This window comes from Paeniglutamicibacter gangotriensis Lz1y, assembly GCF_000348945.1.
GTDB classification, from domain to species: Bacteria; Actinomycetota; Actinomycetes; order Actinomycetales; family Micrococcaceae; genus Paeniglutamicibacter; species Paeniglutamicibacter gangotriensis.
In genome coordinates this window covers 63,261-80,099 of record NZ_AOCK01000003.1, presented here as the reverse complement: position 1 = coordinate 80,099, position 16,839 = coordinate 63,261, and the positions used below count along the sequence as shown (strand labels likewise).

17 protein-coding genes are annotated in these 16,839 nt (G+C 63.2%); 10 read left to right on the top strand and 7 right to left on the bottom strand.

The features are described from left to right. Positions 1-160 precede the first annotated feature (160 nt). The 3 genes from ADIAG_RS20780 (at position 161) to rbfA (ending at position 4,097) form a co-directional block, all read left to right on the top strand. A complete protein-coding gene (locus ADIAG_RS20780; protein WP_007270367.1) occupies positions 161-511 on the top strand; it encodes a YlxR family protein in 351 nt (116 codons plus the stop codon). 165 nt (positions 512-676) lie between these two features. After that, complete coding sequence (infB, locus tag ADIAG_RS05660; RefSeq protein ID WP_043473669.1) at positions 677-3,550, top strand: translation initiation factor IF-2; 2,874 nt, start codon at positions 677-679, stop codon at positions 3,548-3,550. A gap of 112 nt (positions 3,551-3,662) precedes the next feature. Further along, positions 3,663-4,097, top strand: a complete 435-nt coding sequence (gene rbfA, locus ADIAG_RS05655) for a 30S ribosome-binding factor RbfA (RefSeq protein WP_007270364.1) — start codon at positions 3,663-3,665, stop codon at positions 4,095-4,097. Between the two features lie 144 nt (positions 4,098-4,241). On the opposite strand, the gene fmdA is transcribed toward rbfA, so the two are convergent. The 3 genes from fmdA to ADIAG_RS05640 form a co-directional block, all read right to left on the bottom strand. Continuing rightward, positions 4,242-5,501 (bottom strand): formamidase, encoded by a 1,260-nt coding sequence (gene fmdA, locus ADIAG_RS05650; RefSeq protein WP_007270363.1) that lies wholly within the window; start codon positions 5,499-5,501, stop codon positions 4,242-4,244. Between the two features lie 47 nt (positions 5,502-5,548). After that, entirely contained in the window at positions 5,549-5,839 is a 291-nt protein-coding gene (locus tag ADIAG_RS05645) for an FmdB family zinc ribbon protein (RefSeq protein ID WP_007270362.1), read from the bottom strand. A gap of 68 nt (positions 5,840-5,907) precedes the next feature. Continuing rightward, the gene (locus tag ADIAG_RS05640) at positions 5,908-6,543 is read right to left on the bottom strand and encodes an AmiS/UreI family transporter (protein ID WP_007270361.1); all 636 of its coding nucleotides are present in this window, start codon (positions 6,541-6,543) and stop codon (positions 5,908-5,910) included. Between the two features lie 283 nt (positions 6,544-6,826). Here ADIAG_RS05640 and ADIAG_RS05635 point away from each other — a divergent pair, with 283 nt between their 5' ends. After that, on the top strand, positions 6,827-7,060 hold the full coding sequence (locus ADIAG_RS05635; RefSeq protein WP_007270360.1) for a hypothetical protein: 234 nt from the start codon (positions 6,827-6,829) through the stop codon (positions 7,058-7,060). 2 nt (positions 7,061-7,062) lie between these two features. Here ADIAG_RS05635 and ADIAG_RS05630 read toward each other — a convergent pair whose 3' ends face one another. Both ADIAG_RS05630 and ADIAG_RS05625 read right to left on the bottom strand, forming a co-directional pair. Next, a complete protein-coding gene (locus tag ADIAG_RS05630) occupies positions 7,063-8,166 on the bottom strand; it encodes a ScyD/ScyE family protein (protein ID WP_007270359.1) in 1,104 nt (367 codons plus the stop codon). A 713-nt stretch (positions 8,167-8,879) separates the two neighbouring features. Then, positions 8,880-9,611: an alpha/beta fold hydrolase gene (locus ADIAG_RS05625; protein WP_007270358.1), complete on the bottom strand. Its 732-nt coding sequence runs from the start codon at positions 9,609-9,611 to the stop codon at positions 8,880-8,882. 73 nt (positions 9,612-9,684) lie between these two features. Here ADIAG_RS05625 and ADIAG_RS05620 point away from each other — a divergent pair, with 73 nt between their 5' ends. Continuing rightward, positions 9,685-10,383 carry a helix-turn-helix transcriptional regulator gene (locus ADIAG_RS05620; protein WP_043473667.1) on the top strand — a complete coding sequence of 233 codons (699 nt, stop codon included), beginning with the start codon at positions 9,685-9,687 and terminating at the stop codon, positions 10,381-10,383. 214 nt (positions 10,384-10,597) lie between these two features. On the opposite strand, the gene ADIAG_RS05615 is transcribed toward ADIAG_RS05620, so the two are convergent. Further along, the gene (locus ADIAG_RS05615; RefSeq protein WP_007270356.1) at positions 10,598-12,007 is read right to left on the bottom strand and encodes an MFS transporter; all 1,410 of its coding nucleotides are present in this window, start codon (positions 12,005-12,007) and stop codon (positions 10,598-10,600) included. A gap of 243 nt (positions 12,008-12,250) precedes the next feature. Between ADIAG_RS05615 and truB the strand changes: the two genes are divergently transcribed. Genes truB through ADIAG_RS05600 form a run of 3 tightly spaced genes read left to right on the top strand, consistent with a single transcriptional unit; the run spans position 12,251 to position 14,051 of the window. Beyond that, the gene (gene truB, locus ADIAG_RS05610; protein WP_043473758.1) at positions 12,251-13,129 is read left to right on the top strand and encodes a tRNA pseudouridine(55) synthase TruB; all 879 of its coding nucleotides are present in this window, start codon (positions 12,251-12,253) and stop codon (positions 13,127-13,129) included. 59 nt (positions 13,130-13,188) lie between these two features. After that, positions 13,189-13,563, top strand: a complete 375-nt coding sequence (locus ADIAG_RS05605; RefSeq protein ID WP_007270354.1) for a hypothetical protein — start codon at positions 13,189-13,191, stop codon at positions 13,561-13,563. After that, a complete protein-coding gene (locus ADIAG_RS05600; protein ID WP_007270353.1) occupies positions 13,560-14,051 on the top strand; it encodes a hypothetical protein in 492 nt (163 codons plus the stop codon). The genes ADIAG_RS05605 and ADIAG_RS05600 overlap by 4 nt, the downstream gene beginning before the upstream one ends. Before the next feature lie 94 nt (positions 14,052-14,145). Here ADIAG_RS05600 and ADIAG_RS22360 read toward each other — a convergent pair whose 3' ends face one another. Further along, positions 14,146-14,763 carry a DUF937 domain-containing protein gene (locus ADIAG_RS22360; RefSeq protein ID WP_007270352.1) on the bottom strand — a complete coding sequence of 206 codons (618 nt, stop codon included), beginning with the start codon at positions 14,761-14,763 and terminating at the stop codon, positions 14,146-14,148. 175 nt (positions 14,764-14,938) lie between these two features. On the opposite strand from ADIAG_RS22360, the gene ADIAG_RS05590 reads away from it, so the two are divergent. Together ADIAG_RS05590 and ADIAG_RS05585 are read left to right on the top strand one after the other, a co-directional pair. Then, positions 14,939-15,886, top strand: coding sequence for a bifunctional riboflavin kinase/FAD synthetase (locus ADIAG_RS05590; protein WP_007270351.1), 948 nt, complete (start codon positions 14,939-14,941; stop codon positions 15,884-15,886). Between the two features lie 67 nt (positions 15,887-15,953). Continuing rightward, positions 15,954-16,697, top strand: a complete 744-nt coding sequence (locus tag ADIAG_RS05585; protein ID WP_043473756.1) for a class I SAM-dependent methyltransferase — start codon at positions 15,954-15,956, stop codon at positions 16,695-16,697. The last annotated feature ends 142 nt before the right edge of the window (positions 16,698-16,839 follow it).

Genomic DNA, 16,839 nt, shown 5'->3' with positions numbered 1-16,839 from the left:
ACGGCGGCCTGTTGCGTGTCTCACCACTTACAGCATTAACCGGGTGTTTCTGCTCGGTGTTGCGGGTCAAAGACCGGATCCACGTGTTCCACGGCACGTTACGCGGATTGCCGAAACGCGCTAGACTTGTCTGTGGTCCACTTTGCATCGTGGAAAATCAATGGCGGAAAGTAGTTTCAACGTGTCAACGCAGCAACAGCCGCAGCGCACGTGCATTGGTTGCCGCGAAGTCGTGGACCAGAACCAGCTGAAACGCTGGGTGTTGCGAGAGCAGGACGGCAAAACCGTTCCGGTTTTCGATCCCACCCGGAGTTTCGCCGGGCGGGGTGCTTGGTTGCACCCCAACCCGGTTTGTTCCCAACGCGCGGTACAGCGCGGGGCGTTCGCCCGGTCCTTCAGGACCGCCGTGGATGTTTCCGCCCTCGTTGCCCAGCTGCGGGACAAGGACAGGACCCAACCTGGGAAACCGGCCTTTATTATCGTCCAACCTGAAAGCGGGTCAGAAATCTGATGGAAACCCGATGAGTTCCAAGCGATGAGCGCCTAACGATGACAAATCGATTAAGCGTCACAGCGCCTGTGGCATCCGTTTTGGATGCTGGGCTAGACAGCAAACGTTGGTTCGTGCCAAAAACTTTGTAAGAAGAAGTGGTGCGGACCTTCAGACAGGAGAAATGTGGCTAAGGTCCGCGTACACGAGCTCGCCAAAGAGCTCGGAATCACTTCAAAGGATGCAGTAGCAAAACTGCAGGAAATGGGCGAATTCGTCCGTTCCGCATCCTCAACTATCGAGGCACCGGTAGTGCGCAAACTGCGCGCTTCGTTCCCGAACGCTGCTCCGGCAGCACCCAAGGCGAAGGCTCCGGCAACCCCGGGCGCCGCAGCACCGAAGCCGGCCGGCAACGCGCCGACTCCGGCAGCTACGCCAGCCCCGGCAGCTACGCCAGCACCTGCCGCCGAGGCTCCTGCCGCTGCTGCACCCGCCGCCGAGGCTCCCGCCGCACCAGCGGCACCTGCCCCGGCAGCGCCCGCAGCACCACGTACGAGCGCCAAGCCTGGTGCTCCGCGTCCGGGTAACAACCCGTTCTCCACCCAGCAGGGCATGCGCCCCACCGGTGAGAACGCACGTACCGAGCGTTCGGACCGTCCGGCTTCGGCCCCGCGTCCGGGTGCCAAGCCAGGTGCTTCGCGCCCGGGCAACAACCCGTTCGCATCCCAGCAGGGCATGCGCTCCGGTGGTCCCGGTAGCGGCGGCCCACGTCCGGGCGGTCCCCGCCCGGGTGGCCCGCGTCCTCCGGCAGGTGCCGGTGGTCCCCGTCCCGCAGCAGGCGCCGGCGGTCCCCGCCCGGCAGCCGGTGCAGGCGGACCCCGTCCGGGCGCACCGCGTCCGGCAGGTGCTCCGGGTGCAGGCCCGCGTACCCCGGGTGGCGCTCGCGCAACTCCCGGCATGATGCCTAACCGCACCGAGCGTCCGGCTCCGGCCGCAGGTGCTCGTGGCGGCGCAGGCGGCCGTGGCGGCCCCGCACGTCCGGGCGGCGCCCCGGGTGCTCCGGGTGCAGCAGGCGGCGGCGGCGGTTACAAGGGCGGCGGCGGTCCTAACCGCGGTCGCGGTGGAACGCAGGGTGCCTTCGGTAAGGGCGGCGCCGGTCGCGGCAAGCAGCGCAAGTCGAAGCGCGCCAAGCGCCAGGAATTGGAGCAGATGAGTGCTCCGTCCCTGGGCGGCGTCAGCATCCCTCGTGGCAACGGAACCACCGAGGTTCGCCTCCGTCGTGGTTCCTCGATCACCGATTTCGCCGACAAGATCAACGCCAACCCGGCAGCTCTTGTTACGGTCCTGTTCCACCTGGGAGAAATGGCCACAGCCACCCAGTCACTGGATGAGGCCACCTTCGACGTGCTCGGTGCCGAGCTCGGCTACGTAGTCACCGTCGTATCCCCGGAAGACGAAGAGCGCGAATTGCTCTCCTCGTTCTCCATCGACTTTGACGCCGAACTTGAGGCCGAGACCGAGGACATGCTTGAGGCACGTCCCCCGGTTGTCACCATCATGGGCCACGTTGACCACGGTAAGACTCGCCTGCTTGACGCAGTGCGTAAGTCCAACGTGATCGAGGGCGAAGCCGGCGGCATCACCCAGCACATCGGTGCCTACCAGATTCACCACATGCACGAAGAGCACGATCGTGCGATCACCTTCATTGACACCCCGGGTCACGAGGCGTTCACCGCCATGCGTGCACGTGGTGCCAAGGTCACCGACATCGCGGTGTTGGTTGTCGCAGCGGATGACGGCGTCATGCCGCAGACCGTTGAGGCATTGAACCACGCCAAGGCGGCCGGTGTTCCGGTAGTCGTGGCAGTGAACAAGATCGATAAGGCAGCGGCAAACCCGGACAAGGTCAAGGGCCAGCTGGCCGAATACGGCCTGGTTCCCGAGGAATACGGTGGCGACACCATGTTCATCGAGGTCTCCGCCTTGCAGAAGATCGGTATCGACGAGCTGCTTGACGCGGTGCTGTTGACCGCCGATGCCGCGTTGGACATGCGTGCCAACCCGGACAAGGATGCTCGCGGTATCGCCATCGAAGCGAACCTGGATAAGGGCCGCGGTGCTGTTGCTACAGTGCTGGTCCAGTCCGGAACCCTGGCAGTCGGCGACACCATCGTTGCCGGTACCGCACACGGACGTGTGCGTGCCATGTTCAACGAGAACGGTGAAAACCTCGACGTTGCACTGCCCTCGCGCCCGGTTCAGGTCCTTGGCCTGTCCTCCGTGCCGCGTGCAGGCGACACCTTCCTGGTGACCAACGACGAGCGTACCGCTCGCCAGATCGCCGAGAAGCGCGAAGCCGCGGACCGCAATGCGGCCCTGGCCAAGCGTCGCAAGCGCGTCACCCTGGAAGACTTCGACCAGGCCGTGGCCGAAGGCAAGATCGACACCCTTAACCTCATCCTCAAGGGTGACGTCTCCGGTGCCGTGGAAGCCCTCGAAGATTCGCTGCTCAAGATCGATGTGGGAGACGGCGTGCAGCTGCGCGTCATCCACCGCGGTGTTGGTGCGATCACCCAGAACGACGTCAACCTGGCGACCGTTGATAATGCCATCATCATTGGCTTCAACGTCAAGCCCGCCGAGCGCGTTTCGGACCTGGCCGACAAGGAGGGCGTCGACATGCGCTTCTACTCGGTCATCTACGGCGCCATCGATGACATCGAGCTGGCCCTGAAGGGCATGCTGAAGCCGGAATACGAGGAGGCCCAGCTGGGCACCGCGGAGGTCCGCGAGGTCTTCCGTTCCTCGAAGTTCGGCAACATCGCCGGCTCGATCGTCCGCTCGGGCACGATCCGACGCAACTCCAAGGCACGGGTGCTTCGCGATGGCAAGGTCATCGGCGAGAACCTGTCCCTGGATTCGCTCAAGCGCTTCAAGGACGACGCCACCGAGGTCCGCACGGACTTCGAATGTGGTATCGGTCTGGGCTCGTTCAATGACGTCAAGGAAGGCGACACGATCGAGACCTACGAGATGCGCGAGAAGCCGCGCGTCTAATCCCTTTGATTAGGGAGTAGTGCAAGGCAATGGCGGGGCCGCCGAGAAGGCGGCCCCGCCATTGCCCGCCTCATCGATATCGTTAAGCAGTGTTTCAATTGAAGGAGTGATCATGGCTGATTCGGCTCGCGCCGCAAAGCTGGCCCAACGCATCAAGGTGGTTGTTGCCCAGGCGCTGGGCAAGGTCGTGAAGGATCCCCGCGTGGAGGCCATCACGGTCACCGATGCACGGGTGACCAACGACCTGCAGCATGCCACCATCTACTACACGGTCCTGGGCGAAGACGAAGCCAAGACCGACGCCGCAGTGGCCTTGGAGAAGTCCAAGGGTGTACTGCGCAAGGAGGTCGGACGGAACCTGACGGTTCGCCTGACCCCCACCCTGGAATTCGTTGCCGATGAGATCCCGGTGAACGCCTCGAACCTCGAAGCGTTGCTGAGGGTCGCCAAGGCCAAGGACGCCGAAGTTGCAGCCCTGGCCCAGGGCAAGGACTTCGCCGGCGAAGCGGATCCGTACAAGCACGATGAGGAAGAAGAAGACGCCTAGGCGTTGAACCTTCCGCCCGGTTCTCCGGGCACCGAGAAGCCCCGGGGTGGGAACCTTTATAGGTTCCCACCCCGGGGCTTTATTCGTTGACGTCACCTGACGCCGGCGAGTACCAGCTTCTCTGCCAGGCCGGACGCCGCGGAGCTATCCGTTGTTGGCCGCCCGAGGTGCCCCGATGCCCGGATCGATCTGGTGAGGTCCGGATGCCGAAGGCCGCACATCGAAGTCGAACATCGCCGTGGGCAGATACACCGTCGAACACGAGTTCGGGATATCCACCACCCCGGAGAGCCGGCCCTCGATCGGTGCGGCGCCGAGCAACAGGTAGGCCTGTTCCGGGGCGTAGCCGAACTTCGAGAGATAGTCGATGGCGTGCAGGCAGGCGCGCTGGTAGGAAAGGTGTGAATCCAGGTACTTCTGCTCCCCGTCGAGGGTCACCGAGGTACCGGAGAACGCCAGCCATTCGCTGAACTGCGGCTCCACCCGGCCGGGCATGAAGATCGCGTGCTCGGAGACCCCATAGGTGTCCATGCCGCCCTTGATGATATCCACGCGCAGGTCGATGAACCCGCCCATTTCGATCGCCCCACAGAAGGTGATTTCACCGTCGCCCTGGGAGAAGTGCAGGTCGCCGACCGAGAAGTTCGCGCCGTCGACGAACACCGGGTAGAAGATCCTTGAGCCCTTGGACAGGTTCTTGATGTCCTGGTTTCCACCGTTTTCCCGTGGCGGTGCGGTCCGGCCTGCTTCCCCGCCCACCCGAGCCCATTGGTCGCGGGGTAGCCCGCCCAGCACCGCGTGTTCGGCTTCCGGCGGCAGGGCCAGCGGTGGCATGCGGTGCGGGTCGGTGGCAATCAAGTCGCCCTCGCGCTTGTTCCACTTGGCCAGCAGTGCCGCAGAGGGCGCGGTGCCCATGAGCCCGGGGTGGATGATGCCCTCGAACTTGACCTCGGGAACGTGCCGGGAGGTGGCGACCTGTCCGGTGAAGTCCCAGATGGCCTTGTAGGCGTCGGGGAACTGGTCGACCAGGAAACTGCCACCGTTGTTCTTGGAGAAGATGCCGGTGTATCCCCAGCCTTGCCCGGCCAGCGGACCGGAATCCTCCTGCGGGATGGGACCCACATCGAGGATGTCGATGATCAGCAGGTCTCCGGGCTTGGCTCCTTCGACGCCGAAGGGACCGGAGAGCTTGTGGACGGTCAAGAGCGGGGCATCGAGGATGTCTTGGGCCGAGTCGTCGTCCTTGATGGCGCCGTCGAACCACTCGCGGCAGTCCACGCGGAAGACATCTCCGGGTTTGACCACTGCCACCGGCGGAATCTCCGGGTGCCAACGGTTGTGTCCGAGTTTCTCCTGGTCCTCGAACTTCTTGGACGAATCGAGAGGGAACAATACTTCGGGCATTGAATTTCTCCTAACGAATTTTTCGTGCGGTGTATATTCTTCGCGGCTTAGGGCCGGGGAAGTTTTTGGTGCAGCGGGTTGTGCGTGTACCGGGTGGCAGGTGCCGTGCCGCCGGCCGGTGGGCGGTTGGACACGATCTCGGGCTCATGGGCACTGCGCTTGGTTGAATCGATGAGCTTGAACTCCGCTGTGCCGGAGATCGAAAGTCTCGGCGAACTGATCCGTCGCCGGGACGCCTGCCCACAGGTGGGACAGTCCAGTGACTGCGGGGCCTGGCTCATGGAAAACGACGCCTCGAACTGGGTGCCTTCGGGACAACGGAACTCATACAACGGCATGGATAAATCTCCTGGAGTGAAATCGGATGGGATGGAAGGAACAGCGCGGTGGCGGTGGACGAATGGAATCAACCGGCCTGGGGTGCCGGGACCTGCGGTTCGGCGGACTTGTTGATTGCCGCGCGGCGGCCCATGGCGAAGGCAAAGAGCAGGGCGAGGAGCCCGGCAACGGCCATCCACAGGGCATTGGGAACGGTGGATTTGAACGTGCCGGTCAGCAGCAACAGGGCGGGAATGGTGGCGGAAATATGGGCCACGATCAAGGTGAACCAGCCGGTGGTGATGGTCAGGTTGTCCATGTGAAGCCCCAACACCAGGAAGAACAAGAACCACAACACTGCCCACAAGAACCACATCACCGCGGTGACCGGATCCTGGAACTGGATGGCCAAGACCGTGCCGAAGACGACGGCGCACACCGCGACGAAGAGCGAGAACCACCCCAGTCCGTCACCGGGCAGGTCGTACAGCTGGTTGATCCCGACGTACAGGTAGGTGAAGGCAAAGAGGTAAAGTCCCGAGGCTCCGAAGATGACCGCTGGGTCCTCGTTGGCCTGGGCGATGATGATGGTGGGGAAGATCGACTGCATGCCCCCGACAAAGAGGTTCATCAGGGCACCGGATTTCCCGGGCACCTTGCCGATGAGCATGAGTCCGTTGATGAAAAGGACCGCTCCGACGTATAGCAAACCAACGTTACTCACGTGAACTTCCTTCAAACGCTTATGTGGGTTGAGGAGTGGAACGCCGGCAGGTATAAAAACCAAACCTTGCCGGGTATATCACGAGCTGACCTCAATCTAGCCACAACGTTTGATCAATGTCAATGGGTGCTGAGCGAAGCCCCGGTGGCAAAACCTGACGCGGAACCTGGGCCATCTTGGACCCATCGCATGGAAGAATCTGTCACGAAGAATTCACCGCTGCAGCAAGCTTCGGCCACAAATCGTGGTGCTTCACGTACGGGATGCAAGGAATCCCGCGGTTATGGGACTGGAAGCGCTTGGTACCAATTCGTTGGGGCAATCCCTGGGCGTGGGCCTGCTGGTGCAGCCGGGGCTCTCGCCCGTGAATCGCGAAACAGCATGGGTCAAGTCGGGGTCGCAGGTCGCTGAAAGGACGCTCTCGGCCACACTGTTTTCCGCCCCGCTGACCGGCCACCACGAAACCCCGGGAAGGGGCCTGCAGCGCAGGTTCCCGTCCCGGGGTTTCGTTTCTTGAAATTACCTGATGCGTGCGGTCACCAGCTTCCCCGAAGGCATGAGGGCCTCGGAGCTGGCAATCAGCCTGTGGCCATGGATGGCTACATCGCTGGCCATGACCGCCGGGAGCACTGTCACGGCTTTGCCCCGCACAATTTTTGCGACACCTTCGCCGAAGAGCTGGGCCACATACACGCTGCCCTTGCTATCAAGTGCGATGCCGGTGGGTGCGTTCAGGCCCGTGGCTACGGTATAGGTCTTCTTGGAGTGCAAACTCATCTTGTAGACCTTGCCGACCGACATGGATTCGCCCGGTACCCCCGGCAGCACGGTGTAGTAGAGCCAGCTGCCCTTGATGGTGATGTCGGTGGGAACAGGCTGGGCCCAATACTTGTGGCCGACCATGCAATCGGGAATGTCCATGCCCGCCTCGGCACCTGCGGTCTGCACGGCCTTGGTGATGAGGATGGGTTCGGCCGGGACCGTCTTGACCAGGGAGACCTTGCCGTGGTTGTTCACGTGCAGGATGGCGTTGGCTCCGGAGTCCCCGACGTACAGGCCGTTGCGTGCCGGGACGCTGGAGTACGGGTGGGAGTAAAGCTCACCCTTTGACTGCAGCTCCGGGGACTGGGCCAGGCAGCTCTTGGAGACGTCGCGGACCCCGTAGACGGTCTTGCCGTCGGGATCGTGCTCCTTCTCGAACCTGGACATGTCGGTGACGGTGCGGGTTTTGCCCCGGTGATCGATCTTCTTCAACAACGCCGGGGTGAGTCCCGGTGCCGGTTCGGAGCCGTCGGATCCCGCGTTCTCAAAGTAGTTCGTGGTGCCGCGGGCGTAGGAAAGCCCGACGATTTCCTTGCCCGGCGCCGAGACCAGCGTCTTCTTCTTGCCGGAGGGAGAAACCGAGGTGATCATTCCGGCCATGGACTCGGCCACGAGAATGTTCCCGTGCGGGCCGAAGGCTACCTTGAGCGGTCCGCCGAGACCTTCGGCGAGGATCTTCACGTTGGTGATTGCCGGCGGGTGATGGTGGCGCTTGTTGTTGTGTGCCTGGGCTGGGGCGACGCCGAGTGTCACCGTCAGGGCCGAAGCCGCGGCAACGGCCGCGAATACGCGAAACTTCATGATGGGTTGTCCTAGTCAAAAGAACCGGGAGCAGCGCAGGAATGTGCGGTGCGTGAATCATTGGACTGACTCGCTTCATCCCGCCAGGTGGCCCGGAACAACAGGGAACTAGCCGCGCGTCAATCGATGTTGATGGCAGGCAGCACGGACGGGTCAACGTGCGTGAATGATGAATTTTGCGAGTGGATGCCGTGAATACGGGATGAGGGTTTTGGTGCCCCAGCTGCACTTTGCCCAACACATACGTCTCCGGCCCCAAGACCGGATAAGGAGAACGCTAGAACTAGCAGACAGCGAAGTCAATGGAAGTGCGTGCCTCAGTGAAAATGCTCGCGAAAGGTGGTGTGGGCCAGTCTGCCGTCTGCCGTCTGCCGCCGCCCGAGAAAATGCGCATGATGTTGCGATTAAGAGACTTCTTAATTCAATAGCTCTGAAAGGAGAATCGAAAGCTACCCGATGTTTGGCTTACTCCCCTCAAAGAATTGGTTTCACGTTGGGGAGGTGCAAAGAGCCACGCCCAGGTCAGCTGCCGGGACCATGATGGTTACTGGGGACAACCGTCGTTTTCGACGGTCATCCTTCATCGCTAGCAAGGCCAGCGGTTTCTAACCAGCGGCGTTGGGCTAGAGCCGCACTTGGGCTTGACTAGGATCCGCTTCGGAAGCGGGAGAAGGCCAGCCACATTTAGCTAACTCTCTCCCGTTGCTTGCGGTCTAGTTGTCTAGTGAGGTCGCTGCGTCAATGATCTGGGCGAGGTCGAGAGGACGGCTCCACATGGGCCAGTGCCCTGTGGGGAGGTCAATGCAGTCGAAGTATTCGAGGTTCGCGACTTCGGCAAACATGGGATGGCCTGCTTGGACCAGCTCCATCACCTGTCCGCTTGAGATCGAGCAGCACACGAGGGTGGTCGGGACGTTGTGGCGGGCCTCGTTCGTGAGCTCGACCGGCTGACGAAGCACTGGCCCGGGCTCGGGGACGGCCATGACCCGAAAACGCTCGAGGACCTCTGCGCTCAGGCCTTCGAGGCTCGCCTGCTGCGCGAGCGCATCGAACGACGGCAGCGGCAACTCCTTGGACTCATCTGGGAAATCGGGGGCGACGATGCTGCCCGCCGCCACAGGGCCGGAATCGACCCACACCACCCGGCGGACAAGCTCGGGGTGCCGGTCAATCACGAGGCTGACGGGGGCGTTAGCCCCACTGTGGGCGACGAGAATAGCGGGCTGGTTTCCGTGGTCAGAAATGACGCCGAGGATCGCTTCTGCCTGGTCGTCGAGAGTCTTCGAAGCGCGTTCTGGATCCTTCCCGTCAAGACCAGGCAGCGTCATCGCGATTGTATAAGAGGGATCGGTTTTTAGGTGTTCAAGGACTTCATCCCATGCCCAGTCGCCCAGCCAGTGGCCGGCGATGAGAATGATGGGCGGACTAGTGGCAGTTATTGTCATGTCGCTACTCTCGCAGGCGTCACGGACAATAGTGTGTCACTATTTATGTCATGAATTCGTTGGGGTCTGAACTGTGAAGCGATCCGAACGGCTCCATGCGCTATCCGAGATGTTGCGCCGCAGCGGTGCTCGGGGAGTCTCCGCCGATCGGTTGGCGCAAGAGTTCGAGGTATCTGTCCGCACGGTCAAGAGGGACCTCGATGCGTTAGAGAACAGCGGTGTGCCTCTATGGTCGCGCCCAGGCCCGGGCGGTGGCTACGGAATGGCCGTCGGCGCGTCCCTGCCGCCTGTCAATTTGTCCCCGGCCCAGGCCGTGGCGCTCATGGCCGCTGTGTCCGCTGCACCCGATGCCCCTTACGCCGATCTGGCAGCGGCCGGCATCCAGAAGATCATGGACGTCCTCGATCCCAGAACCCGAGCTAGGGCCGACGAGCTGGCCCGCCGCGTCTGGGTCAATGGGGCTCCCTCACCTTCGCGCGCCATGCGGTCGGCGCTGGAAGAAGCGATGGTTGAGCAGCGGGTAATCCGTATTCGCTACACCTCGGGAGACGGCGCCACGACCACCCGCGAGGTTGAACCAGTGCTGTTTGCCTCCGCGAACGGCAAGTGGTATCTGGTTGGGTGGTGTCGACTGCGCAACGCGATGCGATGGTTTACCGTGTCGCGTATCGAGCGGGCCAACGTTACTAAGTCTGCCTGCAACGGCCACACTATCCACGAAGTGGGAGTACCACCGGTGAACGCTAGACCGGTGCATGGTCGGAGCAAATGAATCACTGAAGAGTCGTGTTCGGACAAATTCGCTAGAGACCATTTCATGCCGGTAATTGTCGCTTTCAACCTGCAGCCCTGAGGCAAGGCGTTGAAAAAAGTTGACATGCGAACGGTAGTGTTTGCCTCACCTAAAATGCTCGCGGAACGTTATCCGCGGTAAGGCTGCCGTCCGCCGAGTCTTAGTGGATGGTGCGGTGAGCCCACGGAACAGGTCAGTCAGGTATCACGCGGTCGTGGCAAGCGGCAGTGGCCTCCGGAGGGATGGGCGGGGCCGCCGCGTGCCTGGTGTTGCTGATGCCCAAGGCTGAGACGATGCCGGAGACGAACATGAGCAGCGCCGCCAGCAGCACCACGCGGTGAAAAGCACCGTGGTCCAGCACCGGACCGGTGACCAGCCCCAGGGAGGCAATGGCCAGCAGCCCGGCAACCCTGGACACCGCGTTGTTGATGGCCGAACCGATCCCGCTTTGAGCAGGGGTGACCGCGCCGAGGACGGCTGCGGTCAGCGGGGCAACCGTCACCGCCAGGCCAAGGCCGAACACCACCACGCCCGGGAGGATCTGCCACCAGTAGTCCAGCGGGTCGGCGGCGGCGAGCATCAACAAAAACCCCGCTCCCGCCAGCACCGGGCCCGCGGACATGAACAACCGCGGCCCGTACTTGCCCGACAACGTCCCGAAGAGCGCGGAGAAGACCAACGACATGAGTGTCAGCGGGATTGTTGCCATTCCTGCGGCAAACGCGGTGAAGCCAGCGGCTTCCTGCAGGAAGACCGGGATGATGAAGGTCCCCAACGAAATGCCGGCATAGAACGCCGCGGTGGACAGATTCCCGATCCCGAAATTCCTCTCCCGGAACAGGTGCAACGGCATCATCGGATGCGGTGTCGAACGCTCGCGCCGGATCAAGAGGGCAAGAAGCAACAGGCCCACCGTGAATGGCAGATAGACCACCGGGCTGTCCCAGCCCCACCCGCCCTGAATGATCAGGGCAAAGACGGTTCCGGCCAGCCCAAAGGCCGCCAACAGGGCCCCGGGAATGTCCAGCGGTGTCCGGGAACCGGATCTGCCGGGGTCGCGCAACCGGGACAACAGCAGCAAGGTGGCAGCGATCGGCAGGATATTAATGGCAAAAACCAGGCGCCAGGAAACCGTGTCAACCAAAAGCCCGCCAAGCAGCGGACCTGCAACAAACGCCGTCCCCGTCCACGCGGTCCACTGCCCGATGGCTCGGGCACGCGGCCCCTCGTCGAAAGTGGCGGTGATCAATGACAACGAACTGGGGACCAACAGTGCAGCCGCGGCGCCCTGCAGCAGTCGGGCGATGACCAGCACCGTCCCGGAAGGTGCCGCGGCACACAGGAGCGAAGCAACGCCGAAGAAGAGGAGTCCGATGCGCAGGATCCGCACCCGGCCGAAGACATCCGAGAGGCTTCCTGCCAGCAGGATCAGGGAACCGAGCGTGAGCAGGTAACCGTCAAGGACCCACTGCTGGGTGGTGAGCCCGCCACCCAGGTCCCGGGCAATGGCAGGCAAGGCAACGTTGACGATCGAACCATCCAAGAAGGCCACGAAGGAGGCAAGGATGGCCACCCAGAGCACGGTGCGTTCACGCCCACCCATGATTTTCCTCTCCACTTATCCGCCCGACCTGGTCCCGACCGTAGGAGCCGGAACCCCGGCGAGTCAATGCCTGCTTGCCGGATTCGGGTGGGTGCCGCACGGAGCTGGCCCGAGAACCATGTCGAGTGCTGTCCAACAAACACCAAACGTCGGCCTCCGTGGAATAGAGCAAGGAAAAAGCTTTCAGGGAACCGGCCTATACTGGAGGGCGTGAAAACAGCGTCGCAGAACCCCACGGATCCCATAGGCTCAGGCCTTGTCATCGTCGACAAACCACAGGGTTGGACGAGCCATGACGTGGTCGGACGCACGCGCCGGCTGGCAGGAACCCGCAAGGTCGGCCACGCTGGCACCTTGGACCCGATGGCCACCGGTGTGCTGGTGCTGGGCATCAACAAGGCCACGCGCCTGCTGACCTACATCGTGGGCGCCAACAAGACCTACACCGCGACCATTCGCCTAGGCGAGTCAACGATCACCGACGACGCCGAGGGCGAGCTGGTGCAGGCACGGATCGCCGCGGCACTCACCGAGGAACAAATCCGTGAATCGGTCGCCAAACTCACCGGGCCGATCGAGCAGGTGCCCTCCTCCGTGAGCGCCATCAAGGTCAACGGGGAACGCTCCTACGCACGCGTGCGTGCCGGGGAAGAAGTGAAGCTTGCCGCCCGCCCGGTGACCATCCACCGCTTTGAGATCCATCAGATCCGCCGCGAACGCGGCGGCAAGGTCCAAGACATCGACGTGACCGTCGAATGCTCCTCGGGCACCTACATCCGCGCGTTGGCCCGTGACCTGGGCGAAGACCTGGCCGTGGGTGGGCACCTGACCGCGCTGCGCCGCACCGAGGTCGGACCCTACACCTTGAATCGGGCACGCACCTTGGAACAGTTGGCCCAGGACTTCGAGTACCTGCCGATGGAAGATGCGGCAGACGCCTTGTTCCCACGCCGGGATTTGAGCGAGCACGAACGTTCCGAGCTTTCCTTTGGCCGTCGGATCGGTGTGAACCAGAGCGAGGAGACCACCGCGGCGTTTGCCCCGGATGGATCGCTGGTGGCGCTGCTAAAAAACAAGGGCGAAAATGCCAGGCCCGAACTGGTGTTTACTCCCGCCTCCTAAGGATGGAGACGAGTATGGACAGTAACAACAACAAAAAACGTTAAGGGGTAACTTCCGCCGTGATCGTTGACGGATTCTTCATAGCCGGGGTCATCCTGTGCGCGCTGGCCGTGTTGCTGGGTGTGCTTGCCACCATCATGCGGGACTACCCCGATGACTTTGCGCTGGTGTCCGTGGCCCTGCTGGAGGTGTTCCTGGTGGTCTACGGGATCGCCGCGGCCATCCGGCAGGCCGGGGGACAAACGATCAACGGGGAACCTTGGGAATTCTGGGGCTACCTGCTCACCGCCCTGCTGATTCCCGCCCTGGCCTTTATCTGGGCGGTGACCGATAAGTCGCGATGGTCGAACACGGTGCTGGCGGTCTCCGGGGCCATCGTCTTTGTGATGTTGTTCAGGATGGAACAGATTTGGGACGGGGCGTTGCCGGCATGAGCGAGCACGGAAAAAACCAGGTGAAGCGTTCGCGCATCGTCGATGCAGCCTCACGCGAGTCGGGGAAGAAACCTGCACGCTCCAACGGGGGTCGATCCTCGGGCCTGGGCCGGATCATCATCGCCGTCTACGGGGTGCTGGCACTCTCGTCCACGGTAAGGGCTGTCTACCAGATCCTTCTGGATTTCTCCGCGGCCCCGCTGGCCTACCTGCTCAGCGCCCTGGCAGGGATCGTCTACATCGTCGCGACGCTCGCGATGGCCTCCAAAAAGCCAGGCAGCTGGAAGCTGTCTTGGTATGCGGTCTGGTTCGAGCTGATCGGTGTGCTGGTGGTTGGCACGCTGAGTTTCGTGCTGCCGGTGCTCTTCGCTCACCCGGCGGTGTGGTCGCACTTCGGCTCCGGCTACGGCTACGTGCCGCTGGTGCTGCCGTTGATCGGCATCTGGTGGTTGCACAAGCACCGGATGCCCGCCGAAGCTCAGGCGTAGCGCCTAAGCAGAGATCCATACGATCCGGGTTTCCTTGCCACTGCGCCCAATGGACGGGGACAAGGAAACCCGGCTCGTGTGCTTCGGGGCGCCGCTACTTCTTGCCGAAGAGCCCGCCGAGGATTCCACCCAGGTCCAAACCTCCGGGTGCCTGGCCTTGTTGCTGTTGCTGCTGGGCGGTGCCGCCCCCACCGAATAGCCCGCCCAGAATCCCTCCAAGGTCAAGGCCTCCTGGGCCCTGGCTGCCCGCGCCACCCTGTTGGCCCCCGAGCAGACCTCCCAGCATGCCGCCCAGGCCGCCGGAAGATGCGGAGACCTTCTTGGCCAGGAAAGCCATCACCACCGGGGCCAGAATCGGCAATGCCTTCTGCACCAGGGCGCCCAAATCGACACCGGCAGGCGCCGCACCGCTGAGCCGGGCGGCCAAAGCGGATTGGTTCTCGCCCAAGGCATGCTGCACGATCTTCTGCCCGTCATCGGTGTCCACCGCATCGATGTCCACCCCGCCGTCCAGGAAGGTGGCGTCATGCTGCTTGATGGCGGCCGAGAGGGCGTCGGCGCCGTCGGGGGATGCTGCGTTGTTCTGCAGCCCGGCAAGCAACGAGGGAAGGGCTGTCGCTGCGGTGGCACGCGCGGTGTCGGCATCAACACCGAGCTTGGCACCCAGCTGGTCCAACGGGATCAGGTTCAGCAGTTCATTGAGGTCGGCCATCGAATGCTCCTTGGGGTTCGGGGGCCGGGGATGCGGCCCTGCGCTCATCCTACGGGCGCTCCGGCCCCGATGGCGTGATGTTTGAGGTAAAAATCGGTGGTTGGTGTCTTTGTCGTCCATAATGGTTATGGCCGTGTTCAAAACGGTAGCGACAACCTCGATTTGAAGGAGCAACGTGCACTATTGGAAAGGCCTTGAAGCCGTCCCGCCCGGCATTGGCCCCTCGGTAGTGACTATCGGCAACTTCGACGGAGTCCACCGCGGGCATCGCGAGGTGCTCTCCGCGGTCGTAGCCACGGCGGCCGAACGCCACGCCAAGGCCGTGGCCATCAGCTTCGACCCGCACCCGGCGCAGGTGCACCGCCCCGATGATGCCCCCGAGCTGATCATGGGCCTGGAAGACCGCATCGAGACCCTGGCCGAGGAAGACCTCGACGGCCTGCTGATGATTCGTTACACCCTTGATTTCGCCCGGGCCACCGCCGAAGAATTTGTTGCCAAGGTTATCGTCGGCGCCCTGAACGCCTGTGCCGTGGTGGTGGGCCACGACGTACGCTTCGGCCGCGAGAATTCCGGGGACTTCAACGTGATGGTCGCCCTGGGCAAGCAATATGGTTTTGAGGTCATTGGCATCGAGGACGTGGGGGAGCACCGCCGATGGTCCTCGACCTGGGTACGCGAGGCATTGAACCGCGGGGAAGTTGCCACCGCCGCTCAGATCCTGGGCCGGCCGCACCGCATGCGCGGCGAAGTGGTGCATGGGGCGGCACGCGGGCGCGAGCTAGGTTTCCCCACCGCAAACCTCGACCCCACAGCCTCGGGCATCATCCCGGCCGACGGCGTATACGCCGGATGGCTGGTCGATGAGGCGCAGGTGCGCTGGCCCGCAGCCATTTCCGTGGGCTCGAACCCCACCTTCGAGGGCGTCAGCCGGCAGGTCGAGGCCCATGTGATCGACCGCCCGCACGAGGGCGTGGAGGACTTCGACCTCTATGGCCAGCAGATCATCGTGGAATTCGTCGAGCACTTGCGACCCATGGTGGCCTACCGGGGCGTCGAAGCCCTGATCGAACAGATGCGCGAGGACGTTGAGCGCACCCGAACCGTCTTGCTCGATGCCTGACTCGGCCCCCAATACCGGAGACCGGGCCCCGCGGCCCGTTCCCGGTTTACCCTCCCGCGCCTTCACCATGGATTCAACACGCCGCCGCGAGCTGGCGACTGCCTTCAAGGTCGGCGGCGCCCACTACGATGCAGTGCGCCCGAACTACCCCGATGCGGCGCTGGCCTTCATGCTGCCCGCCGCGGCACGCGATGCCGTGGACGTGGGAGCCGGCACCGGGATTTTCACCGCACAGCTGCTGGCCCTGGGGCTGAACGTCACTGCCGTGGAACCCTCGAGCGACATGCTCGAGGTGCTGCGGGTTCGCCTACCCGAGGTCCAGGACAAGGCCGGGACCGGTGAAGAGACCGGGCTGGAAGAATCCAGCACCGATGTGATCACTTACGCCCAGGCCTGGCATTGGGTGGATCCCAAGGCTGCCAGTGCAGAGGCCGCGAGGGTGCTGCGTCCGCATGGTCAGTTGGCGTTGGTATGGAATCAATTTGATGTCTCGGTGCCCTGGGTGCACCGGCTGGCCCGGATCATGCATGCCGGGGATGTACACCGCCCGGACTTCGTCCCGCCGCTGGGTCCCGAATTCCACACCCCCGAATCCGGATCGTGGACCTGGGAACTGCCGATGAGCCCCGAGCAGGTCATCGAGCTGGCCAAGTCCCGCAGCTACTACCTGCGTGCCGGGGCAGCTACCCGGGCACGGGTGGAGCACAACCTCTCTTGGTACCTCTACGACCACCTGGGCCACACCCCGGGGGAGCCGTTCGCTTTGCCATACCTGACCCATGCCTGGCGGGCCCGGCTGCGCGCAGCCTAGCCACCCGCTGTCCCCACATGTCAGGCACCGGGCACTGAAGCACCGGACGCACCGAGGGCTTCCCGGACCGGCGTGGGGAAACCCTCGACGGTTGGATGTCCCACGCACCGGTATTGTCTTCACGCCGTCGTCAGGGGAAAAC

Excerpts from the sequence above, each read along its gene's own strand:
- ADIAG_RS05615 (WP_007270356.1), bottom strand. The coding sequence starts at position 12,007 with ATGGGTGGGCGTGAACGCACCGTGCTCTGGGTGGCCATCCTTGCCTCC.
- ADIAG_RS05630 (WP_007270359.1), bottom strand. The coding sequence starts at position 8,166 with ATGAAGTTTCGCGTATTCGCGGCCGTTGCCGCGGCTTCGGCCCTGACG.
- rbfA (WP_007270364.1), top strand. The coding sequence starts at position 3,663 with ATGGCTGATTCGGCTCGCGCCGCAAAGCTGGCCCAACGCATCAAGGTG.
- ADIAG_RS05625 (WP_007270358.1), bottom strand. The coding sequence starts at position 9,611 with ATGACAATAACTGCCACTAGTCCGCCCATCATTCTCATCGCCGGCCAC.
- ADIAG_RS05600 (WP_007270353.1), top strand. The coding sequence starts at position 13,560 with ATGAGCGAGCACGGAAAAAACCAGGTGAAGCGTTCGCGCATCGTCGAT.
- ADIAG_RS05585 (WP_043473756.1), top strand. The coding sequence starts at position 15,954 with ATGGATTCAACACGCCGCCGCGAGCTGGCGACTGCCTTCAAGGTCGGC.
- fmdA (WP_007270363.1), bottom strand. The coding sequence starts at position 5,501 with ATGCCCGAAGTATTGTTCCCTCTCGATTCGTCCAAGAAGTTCGAGGAC.
- ADIAG_RS20780 (WP_007270367.1), top strand. The coding sequence starts at position 161 with ATGGCGGAAAGTAGTTTCAACGTGTCAACGCAGCAACAGCCGCAGCGC.
- ADIAG_RS05645 (WP_007270362.1), bottom strand. The coding sequence starts at position 5,839 with ATGCCGTTGTATGAGTTCCGTTGTCCCGAAGGCACCCAGTTCGAGGCG.
- ADIAG_RS05635 (WP_007270360.1), top strand. The coding sequence starts at position 6,827 with ATGGGACTGGAAGCGCTTGGTACCAATTCGTTGGGGCAATCCCTGGGC.
- ADIAG_RS22360 (WP_007270352.1), bottom strand. The coding sequence starts at position 14,763 with ATGGCCGACCTCAATGAACTGCTGAACCTGATCCCGTTGGACCAGCTG.